General features: G+C 63.8%; 19 protein-coding genes. 7 read left to right on the top strand and 12 right to left on the bottom strand.

Features of this window, described 5'->3' with window-relative positions; translation table 11 throughout:
* Positions 1–41: 41 nt before the first annotated feature.
* Positions 42–1,430 (top strand): argininosuccinate lyase, encoded by a 1,389-nt coding sequence (gene argH, locus G471_RS0104310; RefSeq protein WP_028994243.1) that lies wholly within the window; start codon positions 42–44, stop codon positions 1,428–1,430.
* 24 nt (positions 1,431–1,454) lie between these two features.
* On the opposite strand, the gene G471_RS16675 is transcribed toward argH, so the two are convergent.
* The 8 genes from G471_RS16675 to G471_RS0104270 form a co-directional block, all read right to left on the bottom strand.
* Positions 1,455–1,784, bottom strand: coding sequence for an ArsR/SmtB family transcription factor (locus tag G471_RS16675; protein ID WP_051295279.1), 330 nt, complete (start codon positions 1,782–1,784; stop codon positions 1,455–1,457).
* Positions 1,785–1,817: 33 nt separating this feature from the next.
* Positions 1,818–2,762 carry a CysB family HTH-type transcriptional regulator gene (locus G471_RS0104300; RefSeq protein ID WP_028994242.1) on the bottom strand — a complete coding sequence of 315 codons (945 nt, stop codon included), beginning with the start codon at positions 2,760–2,762 and terminating at the stop codon, positions 1,818–1,820.
* Entirely contained in the window at positions 2,759–3,838 is a 1,080-nt protein-coding gene (locus G471_RS0104295; protein ID WP_028994241.1) for a sulfate/molybdate ABC transporter ATP-binding protein, read from the bottom strand. The genes G471_RS0104300 and G471_RS0104295 overlap by 4 nt, the downstream gene beginning before the upstream one ends.
* Positions 3,835–4,734 carry a sulfate ABC transporter permease subunit CysW gene (gene cysW, locus G471_RS0104290; RefSeq protein ID WP_028994240.1) on the bottom strand — a complete coding sequence of 300 codons (900 nt, stop codon included), beginning with the start codon at positions 4,732–4,734 and terminating at the stop codon, positions 3,835–3,837. The genes G471_RS0104295 and cysW overlap by 4 nt, the downstream gene beginning before the upstream one ends.
* A complete protein-coding gene (cysT, locus tag G471_RS0104285) occupies positions 4,734–5,570 on the bottom strand; it encodes a sulfate ABC transporter permease subunit CysT (RefSeq protein WP_028994239.1) in 837 nt (278 codons plus the stop codon). The genes cysW and cysT overlap by 1 nt, the downstream gene beginning before the upstream one ends.
* Positions 5,570–5,701: a hypothetical protein gene (locus tag G471_RS19550; protein ID WP_281170378.1), complete on the bottom strand. Its 132-nt coding sequence runs from the start codon at positions 5,699–5,701 to the stop codon at positions 5,570–5,572. The genes cysT and G471_RS19550 overlap by 1 nt, the downstream gene beginning before the upstream one ends.
* A gap of 88 nt (positions 5,702–5,789) precedes the next feature.
* Entirely contained in the window at positions 5,790–6,386 is a 597-nt protein-coding gene (locus G471_RS16670; protein ID WP_043420871.1) for an RBBP9/YdeN family alpha/beta hydrolase, read from the bottom strand.
* 3 nt (positions 6,387–6,389) lie between these two features.
* The gene (locus tag G471_RS0104270; RefSeq protein WP_028994238.1) at positions 6,390–7,400 is read right to left on the bottom strand and encodes a sulfate ABC transporter substrate-binding protein; all 1,011 of its coding nucleotides are present in this window, start codon (positions 7,398–7,400) and stop codon (positions 6,390–6,392) included.
* 161 nt (positions 7,401–7,561) lie between these two features.
* On the opposite strand from G471_RS0104270, the gene G471_RS0104265 reads away from it, so the two are divergent.
* Complete coding sequence (locus G471_RS0104265; RefSeq protein WP_028994237.1) at positions 7,562–7,939, top strand: OsmC family protein; 378 nt, start codon at positions 7,562–7,564, stop codon at positions 7,937–7,939.
* A 65-nt stretch (positions 7,940–8,004) separates the two neighbouring features.
* On the opposite strand, the gene grxD is transcribed toward G471_RS0104265, so the two are convergent.
* The 3 genes from grxD to prfA are packed head-to-tail and all read right to left on the bottom strand — an operon-like array spanning position 8,005 to position 10,244.
* Entirely contained in the window at positions 8,005–8,328 is a 324-nt protein-coding gene (gene grxD, locus G471_RS0104260) for a Grx4 family monothiol glutaredoxin (RefSeq protein ID WP_028994236.1), read from the bottom strand.
* A 15-nt stretch (positions 8,329–8,343) separates the two neighbouring features.
* Entirely contained in the window at positions 8,344–9,165 is an 822-nt protein-coding gene (gene prmC / locus G471_RS0104255) for a peptide chain release factor N(5)-glutamine methyltransferase (RefSeq protein WP_028994235.1), read from the bottom strand.
* A complete protein-coding gene (prfA, locus tag G471_RS0104250) occupies positions 9,162–10,244 on the bottom strand; it encodes a peptide chain release factor 1 (RefSeq protein ID WP_028994234.1) in 1,083 nt (360 codons plus the stop codon). The genes prmC and prfA overlap by 4 nt, the downstream gene beginning before the upstream one ends.
* A 133-nt stretch (positions 10,245–10,377) precedes the next feature.
* On the opposite strand from prfA, the gene G471_RS0104245 reads away from it, so the two are divergent.
* Positions 10,378–12,006, top strand: a complete 1,629-nt coding sequence (locus G471_RS0104245; protein ID WP_051295334.1) for a diguanylate cyclase — start codon at positions 10,378–10,380, stop codon at positions 12,004–12,006.
* Positions 12,007–12,018: 12 nt separating this feature from the next.
* On the opposite strand, the gene hemA is transcribed toward G471_RS0104245, so the two are convergent.
* Positions 12,019–13,269: a glutamyl-tRNA reductase gene (gene hemA / locus G471_RS0104240; RefSeq protein WP_028994232.1), complete on the bottom strand. Its 1,251-nt coding sequence runs from the start codon at positions 13,267–13,269 to the stop codon at positions 12,019–12,021.
* 138 nt (positions 13,270–13,407) lie between these two features.
* On the opposite strand from hemA, the gene G471_RS0104235 reads away from it, so the two are divergent.
* The 4 genes from G471_RS0104235 (at position 13,408) to G471_RS0104220 (ending at position 18,721) form a co-directional block, all read left to right on the top strand.
* Positions 13,408–13,962 carry an OmpA family protein gene (locus G471_RS0104235; protein WP_028994231.1) on the top strand — a complete coding sequence of 185 codons (555 nt, stop codon included), beginning with the start codon at positions 13,408–13,410 and terminating at the stop codon, positions 13,960–13,962.
* Between the two features lie 157 nt (positions 13,963–14,119).
* Positions 14,120–16,204, top strand: a complete 2,085-nt coding sequence (locus G471_RS0104230; protein ID WP_028994230.1) for a methyl-accepting chemotaxis protein — start codon at positions 14,120–14,122, stop codon at positions 16,202–16,204.
* A gap of 23 nt (positions 16,205–16,227) precedes the next feature.
* Positions 16,228–17,679, top strand: coding sequence for a D-alanyl-D-alanine carboxypeptidase/D-alanyl-D-alanine endopeptidase (gene dacB / locus G471_RS16665; protein WP_081700097.1), 1,452 nt, complete (start codon positions 16,228–16,230; stop codon positions 17,677–17,679).
* 109 nt (positions 17,680–17,788) lie between these two features.
* Positions 17,789–18,721: a substrate-binding domain-containing protein gene (locus G471_RS0104220; protein ID WP_028994229.1), complete on the top strand. Its 933-nt coding sequence runs from the start codon at positions 17,789–17,791 to the stop codon at positions 18,719–18,721.
* The last annotated feature ends 2 nt before the right edge of the window (positions 18,722–18,723 follow it).

Below are 18,723 nucleotides of genomic sequence, written 5' to 3'. Positions count from 1 at the left end.
CTGAAAGTCGCCGTCGATCTGCCCCAATCCAGACCCGAATCATGACTTCCAACGCCAATCAATACACCTGGGCCGGCCGCTTCTCCGAGCCAGTCTCCGATCTCGTCAAACGCTACACCGCTTCGGTCGATTTCGACCAGCGCATGTGGCGCCAGGACATCCGCGGTTCGCTGGCGCACGCCCGCATGCTCGCCAAACAGGGCATCATTGCCGCCGCCGACCTGGCCGACATCGAGCGCGGCATGGCCATCGTCACCGAAGAAATCGAATCGGGCAAGTTCGAATGGTCGCTCGACCTCGAAGACGTGCACCTCAATATTGAAAAGCGCCTCACCGCCCTCGTCGGCGACGCCGGCAAGCGCCTGCACACCGGCCGCTCGCGCAACGACCAGGTGGCCACCGACATCCGCCTCTACCTGCGCGACGCCATCGACGACATCCAGATGCTGTTGAAGGCCTTCCGCAGCGCGCTGGTCGATCTGGCCGAAAAGGAAGCGGCGACGCCGATGCCCGGCTTCACCCATCTACAGGTGGCGCAACCGGTGACTTTCGGCCACCACATGCTGGCCTATTTCGAGATGTTCGGCCGCGACAGTGAGCGCTTCGCCGACTGCCGCAAGCGCGTCGCCCGCCTACCACTGGGCTCGGCCGCACTGGCCGGCACCACCTACCCGATCGACCGTGAATTCGTCGCCGAACAACTCGGTTTCGAAGGTGTCTGCGAGAACTCGCTCGACGCTGTCTCGGATCGCGATTTCGCCATCGAATTCACCTCGGCCTGCGCGCTGCTGATGATGCACATCAGCCGCCTGTCGGAAGAGCTGGTCATGTGGATGAGCCCGCGCGTTGGCTTCATCCAGATCGCCGACCGTTTCTGCACTGGCTCGTCGATCATGCCGCAGAAGAAGAACCCGGACGTGCCGGAACTGGCGCGTGGCAAGACCGGCCGCGTGTACGGCCAGCTGATGAGCCTGCTGACGCTGATGAAGTCGCAGCCGCTGGCCTACAACAAGGACAACCAGGAAGATAAAGAGCCGCTGTTCGACGCCGTCGACACGGTCACCGACACGCTGCGTATCTTCGCCGACATGGCCGGCGGCATCACGGTGCGCGCCGACAACATGAAGGCCGCGCTGACCCAGGGCTTCGCCACCGCCACCGACCTCGCCGACTATCTGACCAAGAAGGGCCTGCCCTTCCGCGATGCCCACGAAGCCGTCGGCCTGGCGGTCAAGGCCGCCGAGTTCAAGGGCGTCGACCTGCCGCAGCTGACGCTGGAAGAACTGCAGCAGTTCTCGCCGCTGATCGAGAACGACGTCTTCGCCGTACTGACGGTCGAAGGTTCGCTGGCTTCGCGCAACCACATCGGCGGCACCGCGCCGGACCAAGTGCGCGCCGCCGTGACCCGCGCCCGCGCACGTCTGGCCTGAAAAACCTGCGAGGGGAAGCAGGCCTCAGGCCTCGCTTTCCCCGCTTTCCTGGCCGGTGGGAAAATCGCAACTGGCAACGCGGATGCTGACCGTGCGGCAGATGTCCATGAAATCCGGGTCGATGACGCGGTAGAAAATGCTGGTCCCGGCGCGCCGCTTGTCGATCACCTCAGCCTCGAACAGGATGCCGAGGTGACGCGAGATGTTCGGCTGGGACAAACCGATGATGTCCACGATCTCGCCCACCGTACGCTCCTGATTGCACAGGCTGGAAAGAATCCGTAAGCGCGTCGGATCGGAGAGCAGCCCGAAATACCTGGCCACCCGGTCGAAAACTGCCTGTGTTTCATCCATGAAACGCGTTGTATCCGGTCAATGAAGGCTCAATCATAAATCCTCTTCACGGCGCGCGCCCGGATCGCTGACCGCCCGCACCCTGGCCTCGTTCAGCGCCGGTGCGCACAACTCGATGAAGCGGTAGGCGAAACCGCGCAGGTAATGGCCGCGCCGGATCGCAATATGCGTGGTGTTCAAGGGGAAGAGGTGCTGGCAGTCGATCATCACCAGGCCTTCGTCGCGCTTGGGGTGAAAGGCCATCGAAGCGACGATGCCGATCCCCAGCTCCAGTTCGACATAGGTCTTGATCACGTCCGCATCAAGCGCCGACATGACGACATCCGGCACCAGCCCGGCCTCGGCAAAGACACGGTCGATGCCGGCCCGGCCGGTGAAGCCCTCGTGATAGGTGATCACCGGATACTCGGCAATCGCCTCCAGGCTGGGCCGGGCAGCCGTTAACAACGCGTGCCCGGCCGGCACGACCAGCGCATGGTGCCAGTGATAGAAATCGAAAGCCGCCAGTTCAGGATGCCCGGCGACAGCTTCGGTGGCGATGCCGATGTCGGCTTCACCCTCAAGCAGCAGGTCAACGATTTCCTGCGGGCTGCCCTGGTGCAATTTCAGATGCACGCGCGGAAAAGCCTTCTTGAACTCGGCGATCACCCGCGGCAAGGCGTACCGGGCCTGGGTGTGCGTTGCGGCGACGGTCAGCTGTCCAACGTCCCGCTGGCTGTACTGTTCGGCCAGCGTCTTGATGTTGCGCGCGTCGTGCAGCATGCGCTCGACCAGGACCAGCAGGTCCTTGCCCGGATCGGTCAGACCAAGCAGGCGTTTGCCCTTGCGCACGAACAACTCGACGCCGAGTTCGTCCTCGAGATCCTTGATGTGCTTGGAAACACCCGACTGCGACGTGAATAGCGCGTTGCCGACTTCGGTCAGGTTGAAGTTGCGGCGCACCGTCTCGCGGATGATGCGCAGTTGCTGGAAATTCATGCGGACGCTCCTTCGCGTTCGAATACCTTCAGGCGGGACGGGACCAACCGCACGGCCTGTCCATCCTTGAGCCCAAGTTCGCTGACCCGCTCGCGGGTCAGTTCAACCTCGAAATGCTGGCCACTCGAACCATTGATGCCATCCAGCTCGACCCGGGCGGTGACACCGAAGGCGAGCACACGGTTGATGCGCGCGGCGATGCCGGCGGTCGACGCCGGATCGGTGTCGATATCCAGTTCATGCGGCCGGGCAAAGGCAACCACCTCGGCACCGTGATCGAAATCGTGCGGCTCGTGCGGCAAGGTGTCGTCGCCGACGCGAACGGCTTCGCCTTCGACCCGACCGTGGAAGAAATTGACCGAGCCGAGGAAGCCATAGACGAAGGGCGTCGCCGGGTGGCGATAGACCTCTTCCGGGGTGCCGATCTGCTCGACCTTGCCGTGGTCCATCAACACGACGCGGTCGGCGACTTCGAGCGCCTCTTCCTGGTCGTGGGTGACGAAGATCGAGGTGATGTGCAGTTCGTCGTGCAGCTTGCGCAACCAGCGGCGCAGTTCCTTGCGCACCTTGGCGTCGAGCGCGCCGAACGGCTCGTCGAGCAGCAGCACGCGCGGTTCGACCGCCAGCGCCCGGGCCAGCGCGATGCGCTGACGCTGACCGCCGGACAGTTGCGACGGAAAGCGGTCGGCCAGCCAGTCGAGCTGGACGAGGTTGAGGAGCTCATGCACCTTGTCCTTGATCTTCGCTTCCGACGGCCGCTGGCCGCGCGGTTTCATGCGCATGCCGAAGGCGACGTTGTCGAACACGGTCATGTGCTTGAACAGGGCGTAGTGCTGGAAGACGAAGCCGACCTGGCGCTCCCGGACATGAGTGCTGGAAGCATCGTCGCCGTCGAGCAGGACCTGGCCGGAATCGGCCTGTTCCAGCCCGGCGATGATGCGCAGCAGCGTGGTCTTGCCGCAGCCCGAAGGCCCCAGCAGGGCGACCAGCTCGCCGGTCGGGAAGTCGAGGGTGATGTCGTCCAGCGCGGTGAAAGCGCCGAACTGCTTGTGAATGTTCTTGACCTGGATGCTCATGATGCGGATTCCTGGGTGTCTCGGTAGGAGCGGGCCGCCTGATGCTCGACCCAGTTCTTGATGACCAGCGTGACCAGTGCCAGCAAGGCCAGCAGCGAGGCCACGGCGAAGGCCGCCGAGAACATGTATTCGTTGTAGAGAATTTCGACGTGCAGCGGCAGCGTGTTGGTCTGCCCACGGATGTGGCCGGAAACGACGCTGACCGCGCCGAACTCGCCCATCGCCCGGGCGTTGGTCAGGATCACGCCGTACATCAGGCCCCACTTGATGTTGGGCAGGGTGACGTACCAGAACACCTGCCAGCCTTTGGCGCCGAGAACCACGGCCGCCTCTTCCTCTTCCTTGCCTTGCGCCTGCATCAGCGGGATCAGTTCGCGGGCGATGAAGGGGAAGGTGACGAAGACGGTGGCCAGCACGATGCCCGGCACGGCAAAGATGATCTTGATGTCGTTGTCGATCAGCCAGCTACCGAACCAGCCCTGGGCACCGAAGATCAGCACGAAGACCAGACCGGCGATGACCGGCGAGACCGAGAACGGCAGGTCGATCAGGGTGATCAGGAACTGCTTGCCGCGGAACTCGAACTTGGCGATCGCCCAGGCTGCAGCGACACCGAAGACCAGGTTGAGCGGCACCGAAACGGCCGCCGCCAGCAGGGTCAGCTTGATCGCCGACAAGGCATCCGGATCGACCAGCGCGGTGACGTAGGTTTCCCAGCCTTTACGGAAGGCTTCAACAAACACTGCGATCAACGGCATCAGCAGGAAGACGGTGAAAAAAGTCAGGGCAATGGCCAGGATGGTCCATTTGACCAGCGGCGTTTCGCTGGTCGCTGCCTTGTTCTCGAAGCGGGCAGCGTGATTGCCGCCCAGGTGCATGGTGGTTGCGCCAGCCATTACCGATCCCTCCCGGTGCGTTTGGCGGTCCAGGCCTGCAGGCCATTGATGATCAACAGCAGGATGAAGGAGAAGACGAGCATCACTGAGGCAATGGCCGTCGCCCCCTGGTAGTCGTACTGCTCGAGCTTGGTGATGATCATCAGCGGCGTGATTTCGGAAACGAAAGGCAGGTTGCCGGCGATGAAGATGACCGAGCCGTACTCACCGACCGCGCGGGCAAAGGCCAGCGCGAAACCGGTCAGCAGCGCCGGCAGCAGGATCGGGAAGATGACGTGGCGGAAGGTCTGCCAGCGTTGCGCGCCGAGACTGGCGGCGGCTTCTTCGAGTTCGGTGTCGAGGTCTTCCAGGATCGGCTGCACGGTACGCACGACAAACGGCAGGCCGATGAAGACCAGCGCCACCAGCACGCCGAGCGGCGTGAAGGCGACCTTGATGCCGATCTCCTCCAGATACTGGCCGAGCCAGCCGTTCTTGGCATAGAGCGCGGTCAGCGCAATGCCGGCCACGGCGGTCGGCAGCGCGAACGGCAGATCGACCAGGGCATCGACGATCTTCTTGCCGGGAAAGCTGTAACGCACCAGCGCCCACGCCAGCATCAGGCCGAACACCGCGTTGATGGCTGCCGCCAGCAAGGAGGCGCCGAACGACAGCTTGTAGGTGGCGACGACCTGCGGCGCCGTAACCACCTCGACGAAGCGCGCCCAACCCATCCCGAAGGTCTTCAGGAAGACCGCCGACAGCGGGATCAGGATCAGCAGCGACAGGTAGCCCAGCGTGTAACCGAGCGTCAGATTGAAGCCCGGCAACACGCGGAAGGTTCTTGTTGCGGTCATTACTTCCTCGCGACGATCTGGTCATACAGGGCGCCGTCGGCAAAATGCGCCTTCTGCACCGCCGCCCAGCTGCCCAGCTTCTGCGTGAAGGTGACGCTGCTGACAGCCGGGTAGGTGTTGGATTGCGACATGGCAGGACTCCGGAAAGAAACGATGCGGCAGTGTAGGCACGAGGGCTTAGCAGCCAAACTAATAAAAATCGATTTTTATATTCGTTATTCAGCTAAACGAGGCCGCATCGAGCACTTCGCCGACCAGGAAACTGCCCTGGGCCGCCTGCATCGCACGCAGCATCGCCAGACCATCCGGCCAGGGGCCGAAACCGGAATCGACATTGATGTGACCGACCGCCCCCAGGCAGTGCAGCCGGCTGCCCCAGCGGTCGGCCCAGTAGGCGGCGCTGGCGAAGTTCATCCAGGGGTCGTTGGTGCTGGCAACGACCAGGCTCGGACAAGCCAGCCGGGTGTCGTAGAGCCAGCGGGCGATGCTGCTTTCGTCGCGCTGACGGAAACCGGCTTCGGCAAAGCGCTCCGGATCGGCCGGCGCCACCAGCAAGGCGCCAGCCACCCGCTCCGGCCGGATCGATGCGGCAATCACACCGGCGAGGCAGCCGAAACTGTGGGCGACCAGCCAGACCGGGCCGTCGGCCCGGTCAATGGCGTCGCCGACGCGCCCGGCCCAGCGCCCGAGTTGCGGCGCCTGCCAGGCTATGCCTTCGACCCGCCGGGCTTCCGGCAATTGCCGTTCAAACCAGCTCTGCCAGTGGGCAGGACCGCTGCCGAGATAGCCCGGCAGGATCAGGACGGGCTGCTTCATGATTCAGCGGCCGTAGATCTGGTCGAAGCTGCCGCCATCGCTGAAATGCTTCTGCTGCGCCGCCTGCCAGCCACCGAGATCGTCGATGCGGATGAAATTGACCTTGGGAAAACGCGCCACATCGCGGGCATCGGCGAGTTCCGGCTTGATCGGACGGTAGTAGTGACGGGCCGCAAGTTTCTGCCCGACCGGCGAATACAGGTATTCGAGGTAGGCCCGGGCGACGGTCTCGGTCCCGCGTTTGCGCGCCACCGCGTCGACCACCGCCACCGGCGGCTCGGCCAGGATGGAAACGGAGGGCACGACGATCTCGAACTTGTCCGGACCCAGTTCGTTGATCGACAGAAAAGCCTCGTTCTCCCAGGCCAGCAGCACATCGCCCAGCCCGCGCTGGACGAAGGTGTTGGTCGCGCCCCGGGCGGCCGGATCGAGGACCGGCACGTTCTTCAGCAAGCGGCTGACGTAATCGCGTGCCGCCGCTTCGCTGCCGCCCTTCTTCAGGGCATAGCCCCAGGCCGCCAGGTAGTTCCAGCGGGCGCCGCCGGAAGTCTTGGGATTGGGCGTGATCACCTGCACACCGGGCTTGACCAGATCGTCCCAGTCCTTGATGCCCTTGGGGTTGCCCTTGCGCACCAGGAAAACAATCGTCGACGCGTAGGGCGAGGCGTTGTGCGGCAGGCGCTTCTGCCAGTCGGCCGGCAGCTTGCCCGACTTTTCGGCAATCGCATCGATGTCGTAGGCCAGCGCCAGCGTCACCACATCGGCATCGAGCCCGTCGATGACCGACCGCGCCTGCTTGCCGGAACCGCCGTGCGACTGCCTGACGGTGACCGACTGGCCGGTTTTCTCCTTCCAGTAACGCGAAAATTCGGGATTGAAGGCCTGGTAGAGCTCGCGCGTCGGATCGTAGGAAACATTTAGCAGGCTCAATTCATTGCTCTGGGCAAACGACAGGGGCGCAACGGCAGCCAGGAGCAAGGCCAGCAACTGGCGACGGCTTGATTTGAAGATCATGGTTTTTTCCTCGGTTTGATTGGGGTCGAGGAAATGTACCCAGCGCCGCCGTCGCGACGAAGCGAGAAAAAATGCTGAGCTTATGAAGCGCTGCCAGTTGCCTCGCTGCATATTAGCGACTTAATATATAAGCACACATCAATAACCAAAGGCAGAACAGCATGTACAGCACCATCGTCGACAGCACCCCGCTGATCAAGGTCAGCACCGGCAAGCACGAAACCAGTTTCGCCCTCAACGGCAGCCTGATGAACCCGCTCGAAGGCTTCTACGCCACCCTGGCCGCCTGCGCCGCCGTCTATGCCAAAAAAGCGTGCAAGGAACTCGGCATCTCGGCCGAAGGCATCGCCATCGACTGCAAGCCCTTCGCCGGCCCCAAGGGTCCGCTGACGCTGGCCAAGTTCAAGACCGACGTGCGTTTCCCCGAGCATTTCAACGCCGAGCAGAAGGCCGCCATCCTCGACAGCATCGCTCATTGCGCGGTCAAGGAAGTGGTCATGGACGGCCCGAGCATCGAATTTCTGGTCGCCGAAGTCTGATTCCGGCAAACCTGGAATGACAAAGCCCGCCAATCGGCGGGCTTTGTCATTGGCGAAACGAAAACTCAGGGCTTGGCGATGTCGGCAAGCAGCGGTTGCAGTTCGCCGGACTGGTACATTTCCTTGACGATGTCGCAGCCGCCGATGAATTCGCCCTTGATGTAGAGCTGCGGAATGGTCGGCCAGTTGGCGTACTCCTTGACGCCCTGGCGGATTTCCTCGTCGGCGAGCACGTTGACCGTGACGAAGTCGGTGACGCCGCACAGCTTGAGCACCTGGACGACGGCGGCCGAGAAGCCGCACTGCGGGAAGCGCGCGTCGCCCTTCATGTAGAGGACGACCGGGTTGTTGGTGACGGTTTCGTGGATGCGTTGCTGAACGTCGGACATGCTGGCTCCAGAGGATTACAGTTGGCCGCCGGACACGCGATCGGTGCCGGCAAGGTCGGGATGGGTGAACGCCGCTTTGAACCCGGCGGCGGTCAATAAGTTCCGGCTGGCTTCGCCCTGGTCGTAACCATGTTCGAACAAGAGCCAGCCACCAGGCTTGAGGAAAGCGGGTGCGGCGGCGACGATGCGGCGGATGCAGGCCAGGCCGTTGCCGCCCGGTTCGAGATCGCTCAGGGCCATCTGCGGCTCGAAGGGGAGGCCGTCCCGGCGCAGGTGCGGATCGCCGTCGGCGACGTAGGGCGGGTTGGAGACGATCAGGTCGAAACGCTCGCCGGTCAGCGGCGCGAACCAGTCACCCAGGCGGAAATCGACAGCGGCACCGAGCCGGCCGGCGTTGTTGCGGGCAACGGAAATTGCCCCGGGCGACAGGTCGACCGCAACAATCCCGGTCTGCGGACATTCGAGCGCCAGCGAGATGGCGACGATGCCGGAGCCGGTGCCGAGATCGACGACACGCGCGGTTTTTTGCGTTTTCAGACGGTCGACCGCAAGATCGATCAAGACTTCGGTTTCCGGCCTCGGGATCAGCACCTCGGGCGAAACCTGGAACACCCGGCCGCGGAATTCGGCTTCGCCGACCAGATAGGCCAGCGGTTCGCCGGCGGCGCGCCGCTCGACCCACTCGGCGAACTGCGCATACGCCGGCGCGATCACCGGGGTTTCCGGACGCGCCAGCAGGTCGGCGTGGGTACAGCCGGTGGCGTATTCGAGCAGCAGGCGGGCGTCGAGCCGGTCGATCTTCTGCCGCGCCGCGGCCAGCGCCTCGCCCAGCGTCATTGCTGCTCGGCCAGTTCGGCCAGCAGGTCGGCCTGGTGTTCGGCAGCCAGTGCGCCGAGCAGTTCGTCCATGTCGCCGTCCATGATCGCGGCGATCTTGTACAGCGTCAGGTTGATGCGGTGATCGGTGATCCGCCCCTGCGGGAAGTTGTAGGTGCGGATGCGCTCGGAACGGTCGCCGGAGCCGATCAGGTTCTTGCGCGTGCTGGCGATGTGACTCTGCTGGGCGCGCACCTGCACGTCCTTGATCCGTGCCGCCAGCACCTTCATCGCCGACGCCTTGTTGGCGTGCTGCGAGCGGCCGTCCTGGCATTCGGCAACGATACCGGTCGGGATGTGGGTGATGCGCACCGCCGAGTCGGTCTTGTTGATGTGCTGGCCGCCGGCGCCGGACGCGCGGAAGGTGTCGATGCGCAGGTCGGCCGGGTTGAGGTTGACGTCCTCGACCTCGTCTGCTTCCGGCATGATCGCCACGGTGCAGGCTGAGGTATGGATGCGACCCTGGGTTTCGGTTTCCGGCACGCGCTGGACGCGGTGGCCGCCGGACTCGAACTTCAGGCGCGAATAGGCGCCGTAGCCGGCGATGCGGCAGATGATTTCGCGGTAGCCGCCGAGCTCCGACTCGCTCGCCGACAACACCTCGACCTGCCAGCGCTGGCGCTCGGCGTAGCGCGAATACATGCGGAAGAGGTCGCCGGCGAACAGCGCCGACTCGTCGCCGCCGGTGCCAGCGCGGATTTCCAGCAGCACGCTGCGCTCGTCGTTGGGGTCTTTCGGCAGCAGCAGTTTCTGCAGTTCGACTTCCAGCTCGGGCAGGCGCGCCTTGGCGGCGGCGATTTCTTCTTCGGCAAAATCGCGCATTTCCGGGTCGTCACGCATCGCCTCGGCCTCGGCGAGATCCTGCTCGGCCTGGCGGAAGGCGTTGAAATGAACGATCACCGGTTCGACCTCGGCGCGCTCGCGCGACAGCTTGCGGAACTGCTCCATGTCGCCGGCGGTTTCCGGTGCCGACAGCATGCGGTCGATCTCGTCGAGACGGTCGACCAGCAGATCGAGTTTTTGGCGGATGCTCGGTTTCATTGATGGGGCCGGGCCGGCGAAAGCGCTGGAAAGGGGCGTTATGGTACCCGAGTTCACCATCCCCCGGGAATCGACCGAGATTGCCTTGTCATTCTGCGAGCCGCATAATCACGCATTCCCGAAAAGCGACGCAATGTCCTCCTTCCCAAATTCCATCGTAGCCCTGGCCGCCACCCTCGAACGTGGCTGGCAAAGCTATCGCAGCTCTGGTGAGTTCGACCTTTTCGTCGAATTCACGCTGTCGCTGAACGGCCTGACCGAACAGTTGCATCGTCAGCACCTGCCCGGCCTGGTACGCGCCTGCCAGGAACTGGAAAACACCGCGCTGACCTTCTTCGCCGACCGCGAGATGCACCCCATCCCGCTCGACCAGGCGGTGGCCATCGAGCGCAAGTTGCAGATCATTCTCGGGGAATTGCGCCGCCACGAAACCCCGGCAATCCTGGCCCGACGCACGCTGGACACGGCGGAAGGACAAATCGGCGACTGCTGGAACCAGCCCCGCCGCGTCCTAATCGTTTCCCGGGAAAACCACCCGTGGTCGGCATCGCTGGCCGAACAACTCGGCTTCTTCGGCTTCACCCCGGAAGAAGCGCGCTGGGGCGAGCAACCGGCCAACGACGAACCGCCGCTGGCCATCACCTTCATCCCCGATGTCGAGGGACGTGCCTACCCGCCGGCCGCCATCTCGGCGATCATCGCCCTGCGCACCCGTTTCCCGACCAGCTATTTCTACTGCCTGTCGGTGCCGTCCAACCTGCAGAGCATCGTCCTGCTCCAGCGTGCCGGCGCCGATGCCTGCGTACCGGTCGGCAACAAGGTCAGCGACGTGCTGTCGCGCATCCTCGACCTGGTCGAAATGCACGAACAGGAAATGCACCGGGTGCTCATCGTCGAAGATTCGGCCACCGCCATCGCCCACATCCGCCGCTCGCTGTCGCAGCACGGCATCGACAGCAAGGCGATCAACGACCCGCGACTACTCTTCGAAGTGGCCAACGAATACCGTCCCGACGCCATCCTGATGGACATGTACATGCCCTTCTGCACCGGCGTCGAAGTCACCAGCGCTTTGCGCCAGATTCCCGAATACCAGGCGCTGCCGGTGATCTACCTGTCGAGCGAGAACGACATCGTGCAACAGGTCGAGGCGCTGCGCCTGGGCGGCGACCAGTTCCTGACCAAGCCGGTCAACCCGATCATCCTCGCCTCAGTGGTCAAGACCAAGATCGAGCGCTACCGGGAAATGCTCTATTCCGGCCAGCACGACAGCCTGACCGGCCTGTTCAACCATTCAACCTCGAAGGTCCAGGTCGAGCGCCTGCTGCACGCAGCGCAACCCGACGGGCAACTGGTCGTGGCGATGATCGACATCGACCGCTTCAAGACGATCAACGACAACTACGGGCACCCGGTCGGCGACCAGGTCATCCGCAGTGTCGCCTGGCTGTTGCGCGGCCGTTTGCGCAGCACCGACCTGGTCGGTCGCTATGGCGGAGAGGAATTCATCATTGCCCTGCCCGGCATCGACCCGGCCCAGGCGATCGGACTGATCGAACAGATTCGCGAGGATTTCTCGCAACTGCCGCACGCCCATGCCCACGGCACCCTGCGTGCCACGCTCAGTTGCGGCGTTGCCGCGCTACCGGACTACCTGACCGCCTCGTCGTTGATTGCTGCAGCCGACGACGCTCTGCTCGAAGCCAAGCGCACCGGACGCAACCGCGTTGTCCTCAACCGGGGCAATCCTCAGGGCCAGTAAGGCCCGACGACCTCAGTCGCCGCTGCGCAGGTGGAACAGTCGTTCGACCGCCGCATGCAACTGCACGCGGTCCTCACCGTCGGCCGCATTGAGGGTGCTGGTCGGTGCGTGCAGGAACTTGTTGCTCAAGCGCTGCGCCAGTTGTTCGACCACTTTCTCCGGCGCTTCGCCCTTGCCCAGGGCCTTGAGCGCGTGCTCGACCTCGTGGCGTCGGATCCGGTCAGCCGAGTCGCGCAAGGCGCGGATCACTGGCACCGTGTCCCGCGACTGCAACCAGCCGACGAACTCGCGGACCCGCTGGCCGATGATGTCCTCGGCTTCGACCACGGCAGCCTGCCGCGACTCCATGCCGCTTTCGACAATCTGGGCCAGGTCGTCGACGGTATACAGGAAAACGTCGTCGAGTTCGCCGACTTCCTCCTCGACGTCGCGCGGCACCGCCAGGTCGACGATGAAGATTGGCCGGTGCCGGCGTGCCTTGATCGCCCGTTCGGCCATGCCCAGGCCGATGATCGGCAGCGGACTGGCGGTACAGGAGACGACGATGTCGTGCTGCGGCAGGGCGTCGGCCAGTTCATCGAGCCGGATGGCCTTGCCACCGTAGCGCTCGGCCAGTTCGCGACCGCGTTCGACAGTGCGGTTGGCGATCGTCACCTGTTTCGGCTGTTCGGCGCAGAAATGCGCTGCGCACAATTCAATCATCTCGCCGGCGCCGATGAACAACACCCGCTGCCCGGCAATCGAATCGAAGATGCGTTCGGCCAGATGCACGCCGGCGGCGGCCATGGAAACGATATTGGCGCCGATCGCGGTTGTGCTGCGCACCTCCTTGGCCACCGAAAAGGCGCGCTGGAAGAGCTTGTGCAGTTGCGTGCCCAGCGTCCCGACCTCTTCCGCGGCACGCACCGCATCCTTGACCTGCCCCAGGATCTGCGGCTCGCCGATGACCATGGAGTCCAGTCCGCAGGCAACACGGAACGCATGGCGGATCGCTGCCGGCTGATCGTGTACATAAAGGAAGGGCGACAGTTCGTCATGCGCGACCTGGTGATAGGCCGTCAACCAGTCGATGACCCGCTGCGGCGACTCCGCAGCGCAATAGATCTCGGTCCGGTTGCAGGTGGACAGGATCGCAACCTCGCGCACCACCTGGGCATGTGCCAGCTCGGCCAGGGCATGGTGCAGCTTGTCAGCACCGAAAGCGACGCGCTCGCGGATGGCGAGTGGTGCTGAATGATGGTTGATGCCTAGGGTGAAGATCACTGGAAAACGCCAGGTGCAAATTTCGGTGGGCGATTATATCACTGCCGTGCGGGCGGGTTTTCCGGGGCGGGCCAAAGCAAACTGGTCGGAAAGCGGGAGAGCGGATATCATTCCCGCTTTCCCGGATGCCAGAACACCATGCGTACGCTCCTTGCCCTCCTGCTTGCTTCCCTGCTCAGCGCCTGCGCCACGAGCGACGATCCGTCCCGTACGCGCCAGGTCGCCCAGACCGGCAACCTCAAGGTGCACCCCGGTCTGCTCGGCCAGCCGGTGCCGACTGAGCTTCTGGTCCCACAGACCGTCGCCGCCCGCGAAGTCGAGCAAGCGCCGATGCGCATGGACGAAGAAGGCCTGCGCACGCAACGCAGCATCTATTTCGACCTCGACAAGGCCGACCTCAAAGCCGATTACGACCCGGTCATCAGCGCCCACGCCCGCTACCTGGCGCGTAATCCGAATGCCAAGGTACGCGTCGAAGGCCATGCCGACGAACGCGGCAGCGCCAGTTATAACCAGCGCCTGGGCCTGAATCGCGCGCAGACGGTACGAGCCACCCTGCTCGGCTACGGCGCTGGCAAGCAACAGGTCAGCATCAAGAGTTGGGGTAAAGCAAAACCCAAGCTGCTTGGCCGCAACGAAGAGGCCTGGGCCGAAAACCGCCGCGCCGACATCGTCTACGAATTGGAAAAATAAACGCCTTTCTGGCGCATCAACAACCCGCCCATCCGGCGGGTTTTTTTCGTCAACATCTGGACACATTGCAAAATCAGCATGACGAACAACACGAGCTATTACTAACGTTATATATTGCTGGGCTAAGCATCTCCATCGCCACGCTTCCGGACACAACATGAAAAACAATCAGCCCGTCACCCAGCATGAAGTGCATTTCCCCCGTGACACCTATCTGGTATCACGCACCGACCTCAAGGGCATCATCACCTATGCCAACGACGCCTTCGTCAACATCAGCGGCTTCACCCGCGACGAACTGATCGGCAAGAGCCACAATCTTGTTCGCCACCCGGACATGCCGGAAGCCGCCTTCCAGGATTTGTGGGGCACGGTGAAGAAGGGACTGCCGTGGCGCGGCATGGTCAAGAACCGCTGCAAGAACGGCGATTTCTACTGGGTCGAGGCCTTTGTCGTCCCGCTCAAGAAGAATGGCCAGATCACCGGCTACATGTCGGTACGCACCCCGGCCCCCAGCGCCAAACGCGCCGCCGCCGAAGCCGCCTACGCTGCTGCCGGACAGAAGGGCCGTCTACCGGCCACCGGTCGTAAATCGCTGTCGCTGCGCGCCCGTATCTGGGCAACCATGGCGGCGCTGGTCGTGTTGATGAGCGTGGTCGGCATTGTCGGCCTGACCAGCCTGAAGAGTACCGACGACGAGTTGATCGCCCTGTACAACGAGAACCTGGTCCCGTCCAACATCGTCAACCGGATGATGTTCCTGCTCTCGGACAACCGCTCGCAGATCATGCTCGGCCTGCAACACGACACGTCCAGCCAGTTTGCCAAACTGCACGACCACCCGATCGACCTGCACATCGACAACACCCTGAACAACCGCAAGGAAATCAACGAACTGCTCGACCGACTCAAGGCCATTTCGCTGACCGACAAGGAAAAGGCGCTGCTCGACAAGTTCGGCGAGACCCGCGAACGCTTCTCTCGCGAAGGCATCAACAAGGCCCGCGACCTACTGCGCCAGGGCAACTTCATGGACGCCAATGTCCTGCTGCTGCGCAACATCAACCCGCTCTACGCCGAGATGCAGCGCGATGGCCAGGCGCTGATCCAGGCCATCGCCGATGGCGCCAATGCCCGCTACGAAGCGGCCGACGCACACTACCGCTGGGTGCGCAATCTGAGCATCGGCCTGCTGGTCGCTGCCGTCCTGCTGGCGGTCATTGGCGGCGCCTTCCTGGTCAATGCCATCGTCGGCCCCATCCGCAAGACCATCGACCAATTCGACCGGATCGCCGAGGGCAAACTGACCGACGAGATCGACATCGAAGGCCGCGACGAAACCGGCCTGCTGCTATGCAACCTCGGCGTCATGCAGGGGACCCTGAAAGCCATGCTCGACGAGATCAACGCCGCCTCGCGCGCCATCGACTCGCGCAGCAAACTGCTTGAAACCCAGATGGCCCAGGTTACCTCGCAGTCCGAGCAACAGCAGGCCAGCGTCGAGGGTGTGGCCGCCGCGACCGAGGAATTCAGCCAGTCGGTCCAGGAAGTTGCCGCCAACGCCCAGGACACGGCCAGTGCCGCCCGCGAATCACAAAACCAGGTCAACCAGAGCAACACCAACATCAGCCAGAGCATGGCGGCGACCAACCGGGTGGTCGATGCCGTCAATGCCTCGAACGGCACCATCGATCAGTTGAACCGCTCAATCGCCAAGATCGGTGACATTACCAGCGTCATCGCCGACATCGCCAGCCAGACCAACCTGCTGGCGCTCAACGCGGCCATCGAAGCTGCCCGTGCCGGCGAGCAGGGGCGCGGCTTCGCCGTGGTGGCCGACGAGGTACGCAAACTGGCCGAACGGACAACGACCTCGACCGCCGACATCAATACCACGGTCAGCGAAATCCAGTCGGTCACCGCACAGGCCGTGGCCAGCATGGACGTCGCCTCGCAGGAAGTCGAAACCGGAATCGGCAAGCTGCGCGAGAGCGTTGCTGGTCTGGAAGGCATCACCCAGTCGTCGAGCCAGGTTTCCCTGATGGCCGGGCAGATTTCCGATGCTGCCCGCCAGCAGGGCATTGCCAGCGAAGAGGTCGCCATCAGCATGCAGCAGATCACCGACCTGATCGAGCAGAACACCAACGCCGCCCGCCAGGCCCGCCAGGCTTCGGCCGAATTGCTGCAGACTTCGAAATCGCTGGCCGACCTGATTTCCGGCTTCGAGCTGTACAAACGCTGATCGCCGGTCGACGGCAACGTAGAATGGGGGCTTCAGACCCCCATTTTTTCGTCTGCCGCACCATGCTCGCCCGCCCCTTCATCCTCTTGTTGTCGCTGCTGGCCCTGACCGCCAGCACCCCGACCTTCGCCCAACTCCCGCCGCCGGTTGTCCGTGCCCTGCAGGCGGCGCAGATCCCCTTGGACAAGGTGGCCGTGATCGTCCAGCCGGTCGACAGTGCGACGCCGACCCTCGCGCACAATGCGGAAATGGTCATGAACCCGGCGTCGGTGATGAAACTGCTCACCACCTATGCCGCACTCAATCTGCTCGGCCCCGCTCACACCTGGCAAACCACCATCCTCGCCGAGCAGCCGGTCGAACGCGGCACGCTGCCGGGCAACCTGTACCTGAAGGGCAGCGGCGACCCCCGCTTCACCGTCGAACACCTGTGGCTGCTGCTGCGCCAGTTGCGCACCCGCGGCGTCGACCGCATCGCTGGCGACATCGTCCTCGATCGCAGTGTTTTCGCCAGCATGACCTTCGATCCTGCCGCCTTCGACAACAAGCCGTTGCGCGCCTACAACGTCGGCCCCAACGGCCTGCTGATCGATTTCCAGGCCCTGCGCTTCACCCTGCTGACGACGGACGGACAAGCCCGGGCATGGCTGGAATCGCCCAGTGCCGGCCTGATCGTGGACGACCGCCTGCAGACAATGAACGGCCCCTGCCCCGGCGACTGGCGCGACCGCATCGCGCTCGCGCTGATCCCCGACGGCAGCAGCCGTCGCCTGGAAATCCGTGGCAGCTACGCAGTGCAGTGCGGCGAACGCACGGTCAACCTGGCGCCGCTGTCCGCCGACGCCCATGCCAGCGGCCTGATTCTCGCGTTATGGCAGGAACTGGGCGGGCGCATCGACGGCCAGGTTCGCCCCGGTCAGACCCCGGCTACCGCCGTCGCCTTGGTGCGCCACGAATCCGCAGCACTGGGCGAAGTCGTGCGCGACATCAACAAGTACAGCAACAACGTCATGGCCCGCCAACTTTTCCTGACGCTCGGCAACGATGGCGCACCGGCCAGCAACGAGCGGGCGACGCGCCGCATCATTGACTGGCTACGCACGCGTCGCCTGGACTTTCCCGAACTGGTCATCGACAACGGCTCCGGCCTGTCGCGCAGCGAACGGATCAGCGCCGGCAACATGAACCGCCTGCTGCTCGATGCCTGGCGCAGCCCGGTGATGCCGGAATTCATCGCCAGCCTGCCGCTGGCCGGCATCGACGGCACCATGAAGAAACGCCTGAACGGCGACGCGGCCAGCGGCCGGGCGCATATCAAGACGGGCACACTGAACGGCGTACGCACCGCCGCCGGCTATGTGCTCGACGCCAACGGCCGCCGCCACGCCCTGACTTTTTTCATCAACGACCCGCGCGCCCAAGCCGGCGGCGAAGCCATCGACGCCCTGCTCAACTGGCTGGCCGACAGTCGATGACTTGCTGGTCACGGCTCGAAAAGCGACCGTGAATGGGTTAAAGTGAAGCTATTGGTGCGACAGCGGCACAAGAATCGCTGACGCCAAACAGAAGAGAAGGGAGTCTCTCATGCAACGCCGGCAATTTAGCCTGCTCGCCCTCGGGCTGAGTCTGGCGCCGCAGTTATTTGCCAATCCCTCCCGGCAGCGCAAGCATGTTGTCGCCTTCGCCCAGGACACCATGGCCAACGACTGGCGCGCCGCCCAGGTCCGCGACCTGCAGCAGGCTTTCAGCAAACGCCCCGACATCGAGTTCGTCTTCAGTGACGCCGGCGGCGACACCGCCCGCCAGGTCCAGGACATCGAGCAGTTCGCCGCACGCGGCGTCGACATCCTGATCACCAGTCCGCGCGATGCCGACCTGATGCGCGAACCGATCGCCCGCATCCATCGCCGGGGCATTCCGGTCATCCTGCTGTCACGGCGGGTCAATGGCGAGGAATTCACCCATTTCGTCACCGCCGACAACCGCGCCATCGCCCGTCAGGCTGCGCAATACCTGGCCAGGCGACTGAACGGCAAAGGCCGGATACTGGTGTTGCAGCACATCCCGACCTCGACCCCGGGACAACTGCGTACCGAGGGATTCATGGACGAACTGGCCAGACACCCCGGACTGAAGATTGCCGCCGTCAAGCGTGCCGATTCGCAACGCGCACTGGCCATCCAGAAAGTCGAGGAAGCCCTGGCCGAAAACCTGGCCTTCGATGCCATCTACGCCCAGTCCGACAGCATGGCACTCGGCGCCATCATGGCACTGAAGAAGGCGGGACGCGATCCCCGGCAGATTCCGATCACCGGCATCGACTTCATCACCGAGGCGCGCAACGCCATTCGCGCCGGTGACCTCGACGCCAGCTTCACCTACCCGACTTTCGGCCGGGAAGGCGCCGAGGCCGCGCTGACCCTGATCGATGGCGGCCGGCTGGCAACGCGCGAACGTATCGTCGCATCGATTGCTGTCACCCGCGACAACGTGGAGCGGATCGAACCGATATTCTGATC

This window comes from Azonexus hydrophilus DSM 23864 (assembly GCF_000429605.1).
Lineage (GTDB): Bacteria > Pseudomonadota > Gammaproteobacteria > Burkholderiales > Rhodocyclaceae > Azonexus > Azonexus hydrophilus.
The sequence above is the reverse complement of the archived record's forward strand: the minus strand, read 5'-3'. Positions and strand labels throughout refer to the sequence as shown.

What these genes read in the sequence shown, in the direction of transcription:
- argH (WP_028994243.1), top strand. Translation starts at nt 42, where the DNA reads ATGACTTCCAACGCCAATCAATACACCTGGGCCGGCCGCTTCTCCGAG.
- G471_RS16675 (WP_051295279.1), bottom strand. Translation starts at nt 1,784, where the DNA reads ATGGATGAAACACAGGCAGTTTTCGACCGGGTGGCCAGGTATTTCGGG.
- G471_RS0104300 (WP_028994242.1), bottom strand. Translation starts at nt 2,762, where the DNA reads ATGAATTTCCAGCAACTGCGCATCATCCGCGAGACGGTGCGCCGCAAC.
- G471_RS0104295 (WP_028994241.1), bottom strand. Translation starts at nt 3,838, where the DNA reads ATGAGCATCCAGGTCAAGAACATTCACAAGCAGTTCGGCGCTTTCACC.
- cysW (WP_028994240.1), bottom strand. Translation starts at nt 4,734, where the DNA reads ATGGCTGGCGCAACCACCATGCACCTGGGCGGCAATCACGCTGCCCGC.
- cysT (WP_028994239.1), bottom strand. Translation starts at nt 5,570, where the DNA reads ATGACCGCAACAAGAACCTTCCGCGTGTTGCCGGGCTTCAATCTGACG.
- G471_RS19550 (WP_281170378.1), bottom strand. Translation starts at nt 5,701, where the DNA reads ATGTCGCAATCCAACACCTACCCGGCTGTCAGCAGCGTCACCTTCACG.
- G471_RS16670 (WP_043420871.1), bottom strand. Translation starts at nt 6,386, where the DNA reads ATGAAGCAGCCCGTCCTGATCCTGCCGGGCTATCTCGGCAGCGGTCCT.
- G471_RS0104270 (WP_028994238.1), bottom strand. Translation starts at nt 7,400, where the DNA reads ATGATCTTCAAATCAAGCCGTCGCCAGTTGCTGGCCTTGCTCCTGGCT.
- G471_RS0104265 (WP_028994237.1), top strand. Translation starts at nt 7,562, where the DNA reads ATGTACAGCACCATCGTCGACAGCACCCCGCTGATCAAGGTCAGCACC.
- grxD (WP_028994236.1), bottom strand. Translation starts at nt 8,328, where the DNA reads ATGTCCGACGTTCAGCAACGCATCCACGAAACCGTCACCAACAACCCG.
- prmC (WP_028994235.1), bottom strand. Translation starts at nt 9,165, where the DNA reads ATGACGCTGGGCGAGGCGCTGGCCGCGGCGCGGCAGAAGATCGACCGG.
- prfA (WP_028994234.1), bottom strand. Translation starts at nt 10,244, where the DNA reads ATGAAACCGAGCATCCGCCAAAAACTCGATCTGCTGGTCGACCGTCTC.
- G471_RS0104245 (WP_051295334.1), top strand. Translation starts at nt 10,378, where the DNA reads ATGTCCTCCTTCCCAAATTCCATCGTAGCCCTGGCCGCCACCCTCGAA.
- G471_RS0104235 (WP_028994231.1), top strand. Translation starts at nt 13,408, where the DNA reads ATGCGTACGCTCCTTGCCCTCCTGCTTGCTTCCCTGCTCAGCGCCTGC.
- G471_RS0104230 (WP_028994230.1), top strand. Translation starts at nt 14,120, where the DNA reads ATGAAAAACAATCAGCCCGTCACCCAGCATGAAGTGCATTTCCCCCGT.
- dacB (WP_081700097.1), top strand. Translation starts at nt 16,228, where the DNA reads ATGGGGGCTTCAGACCCCCATTTTTTCGTCTGCCGCACCATGCTCGCC.
- G471_RS0104220 (WP_028994229.1), top strand. Translation starts at nt 17,789, where the DNA reads ATGCAACGCCGGCAATTTAGCCTGCTCGCCCTCGGGCTGAGTCTGGCG.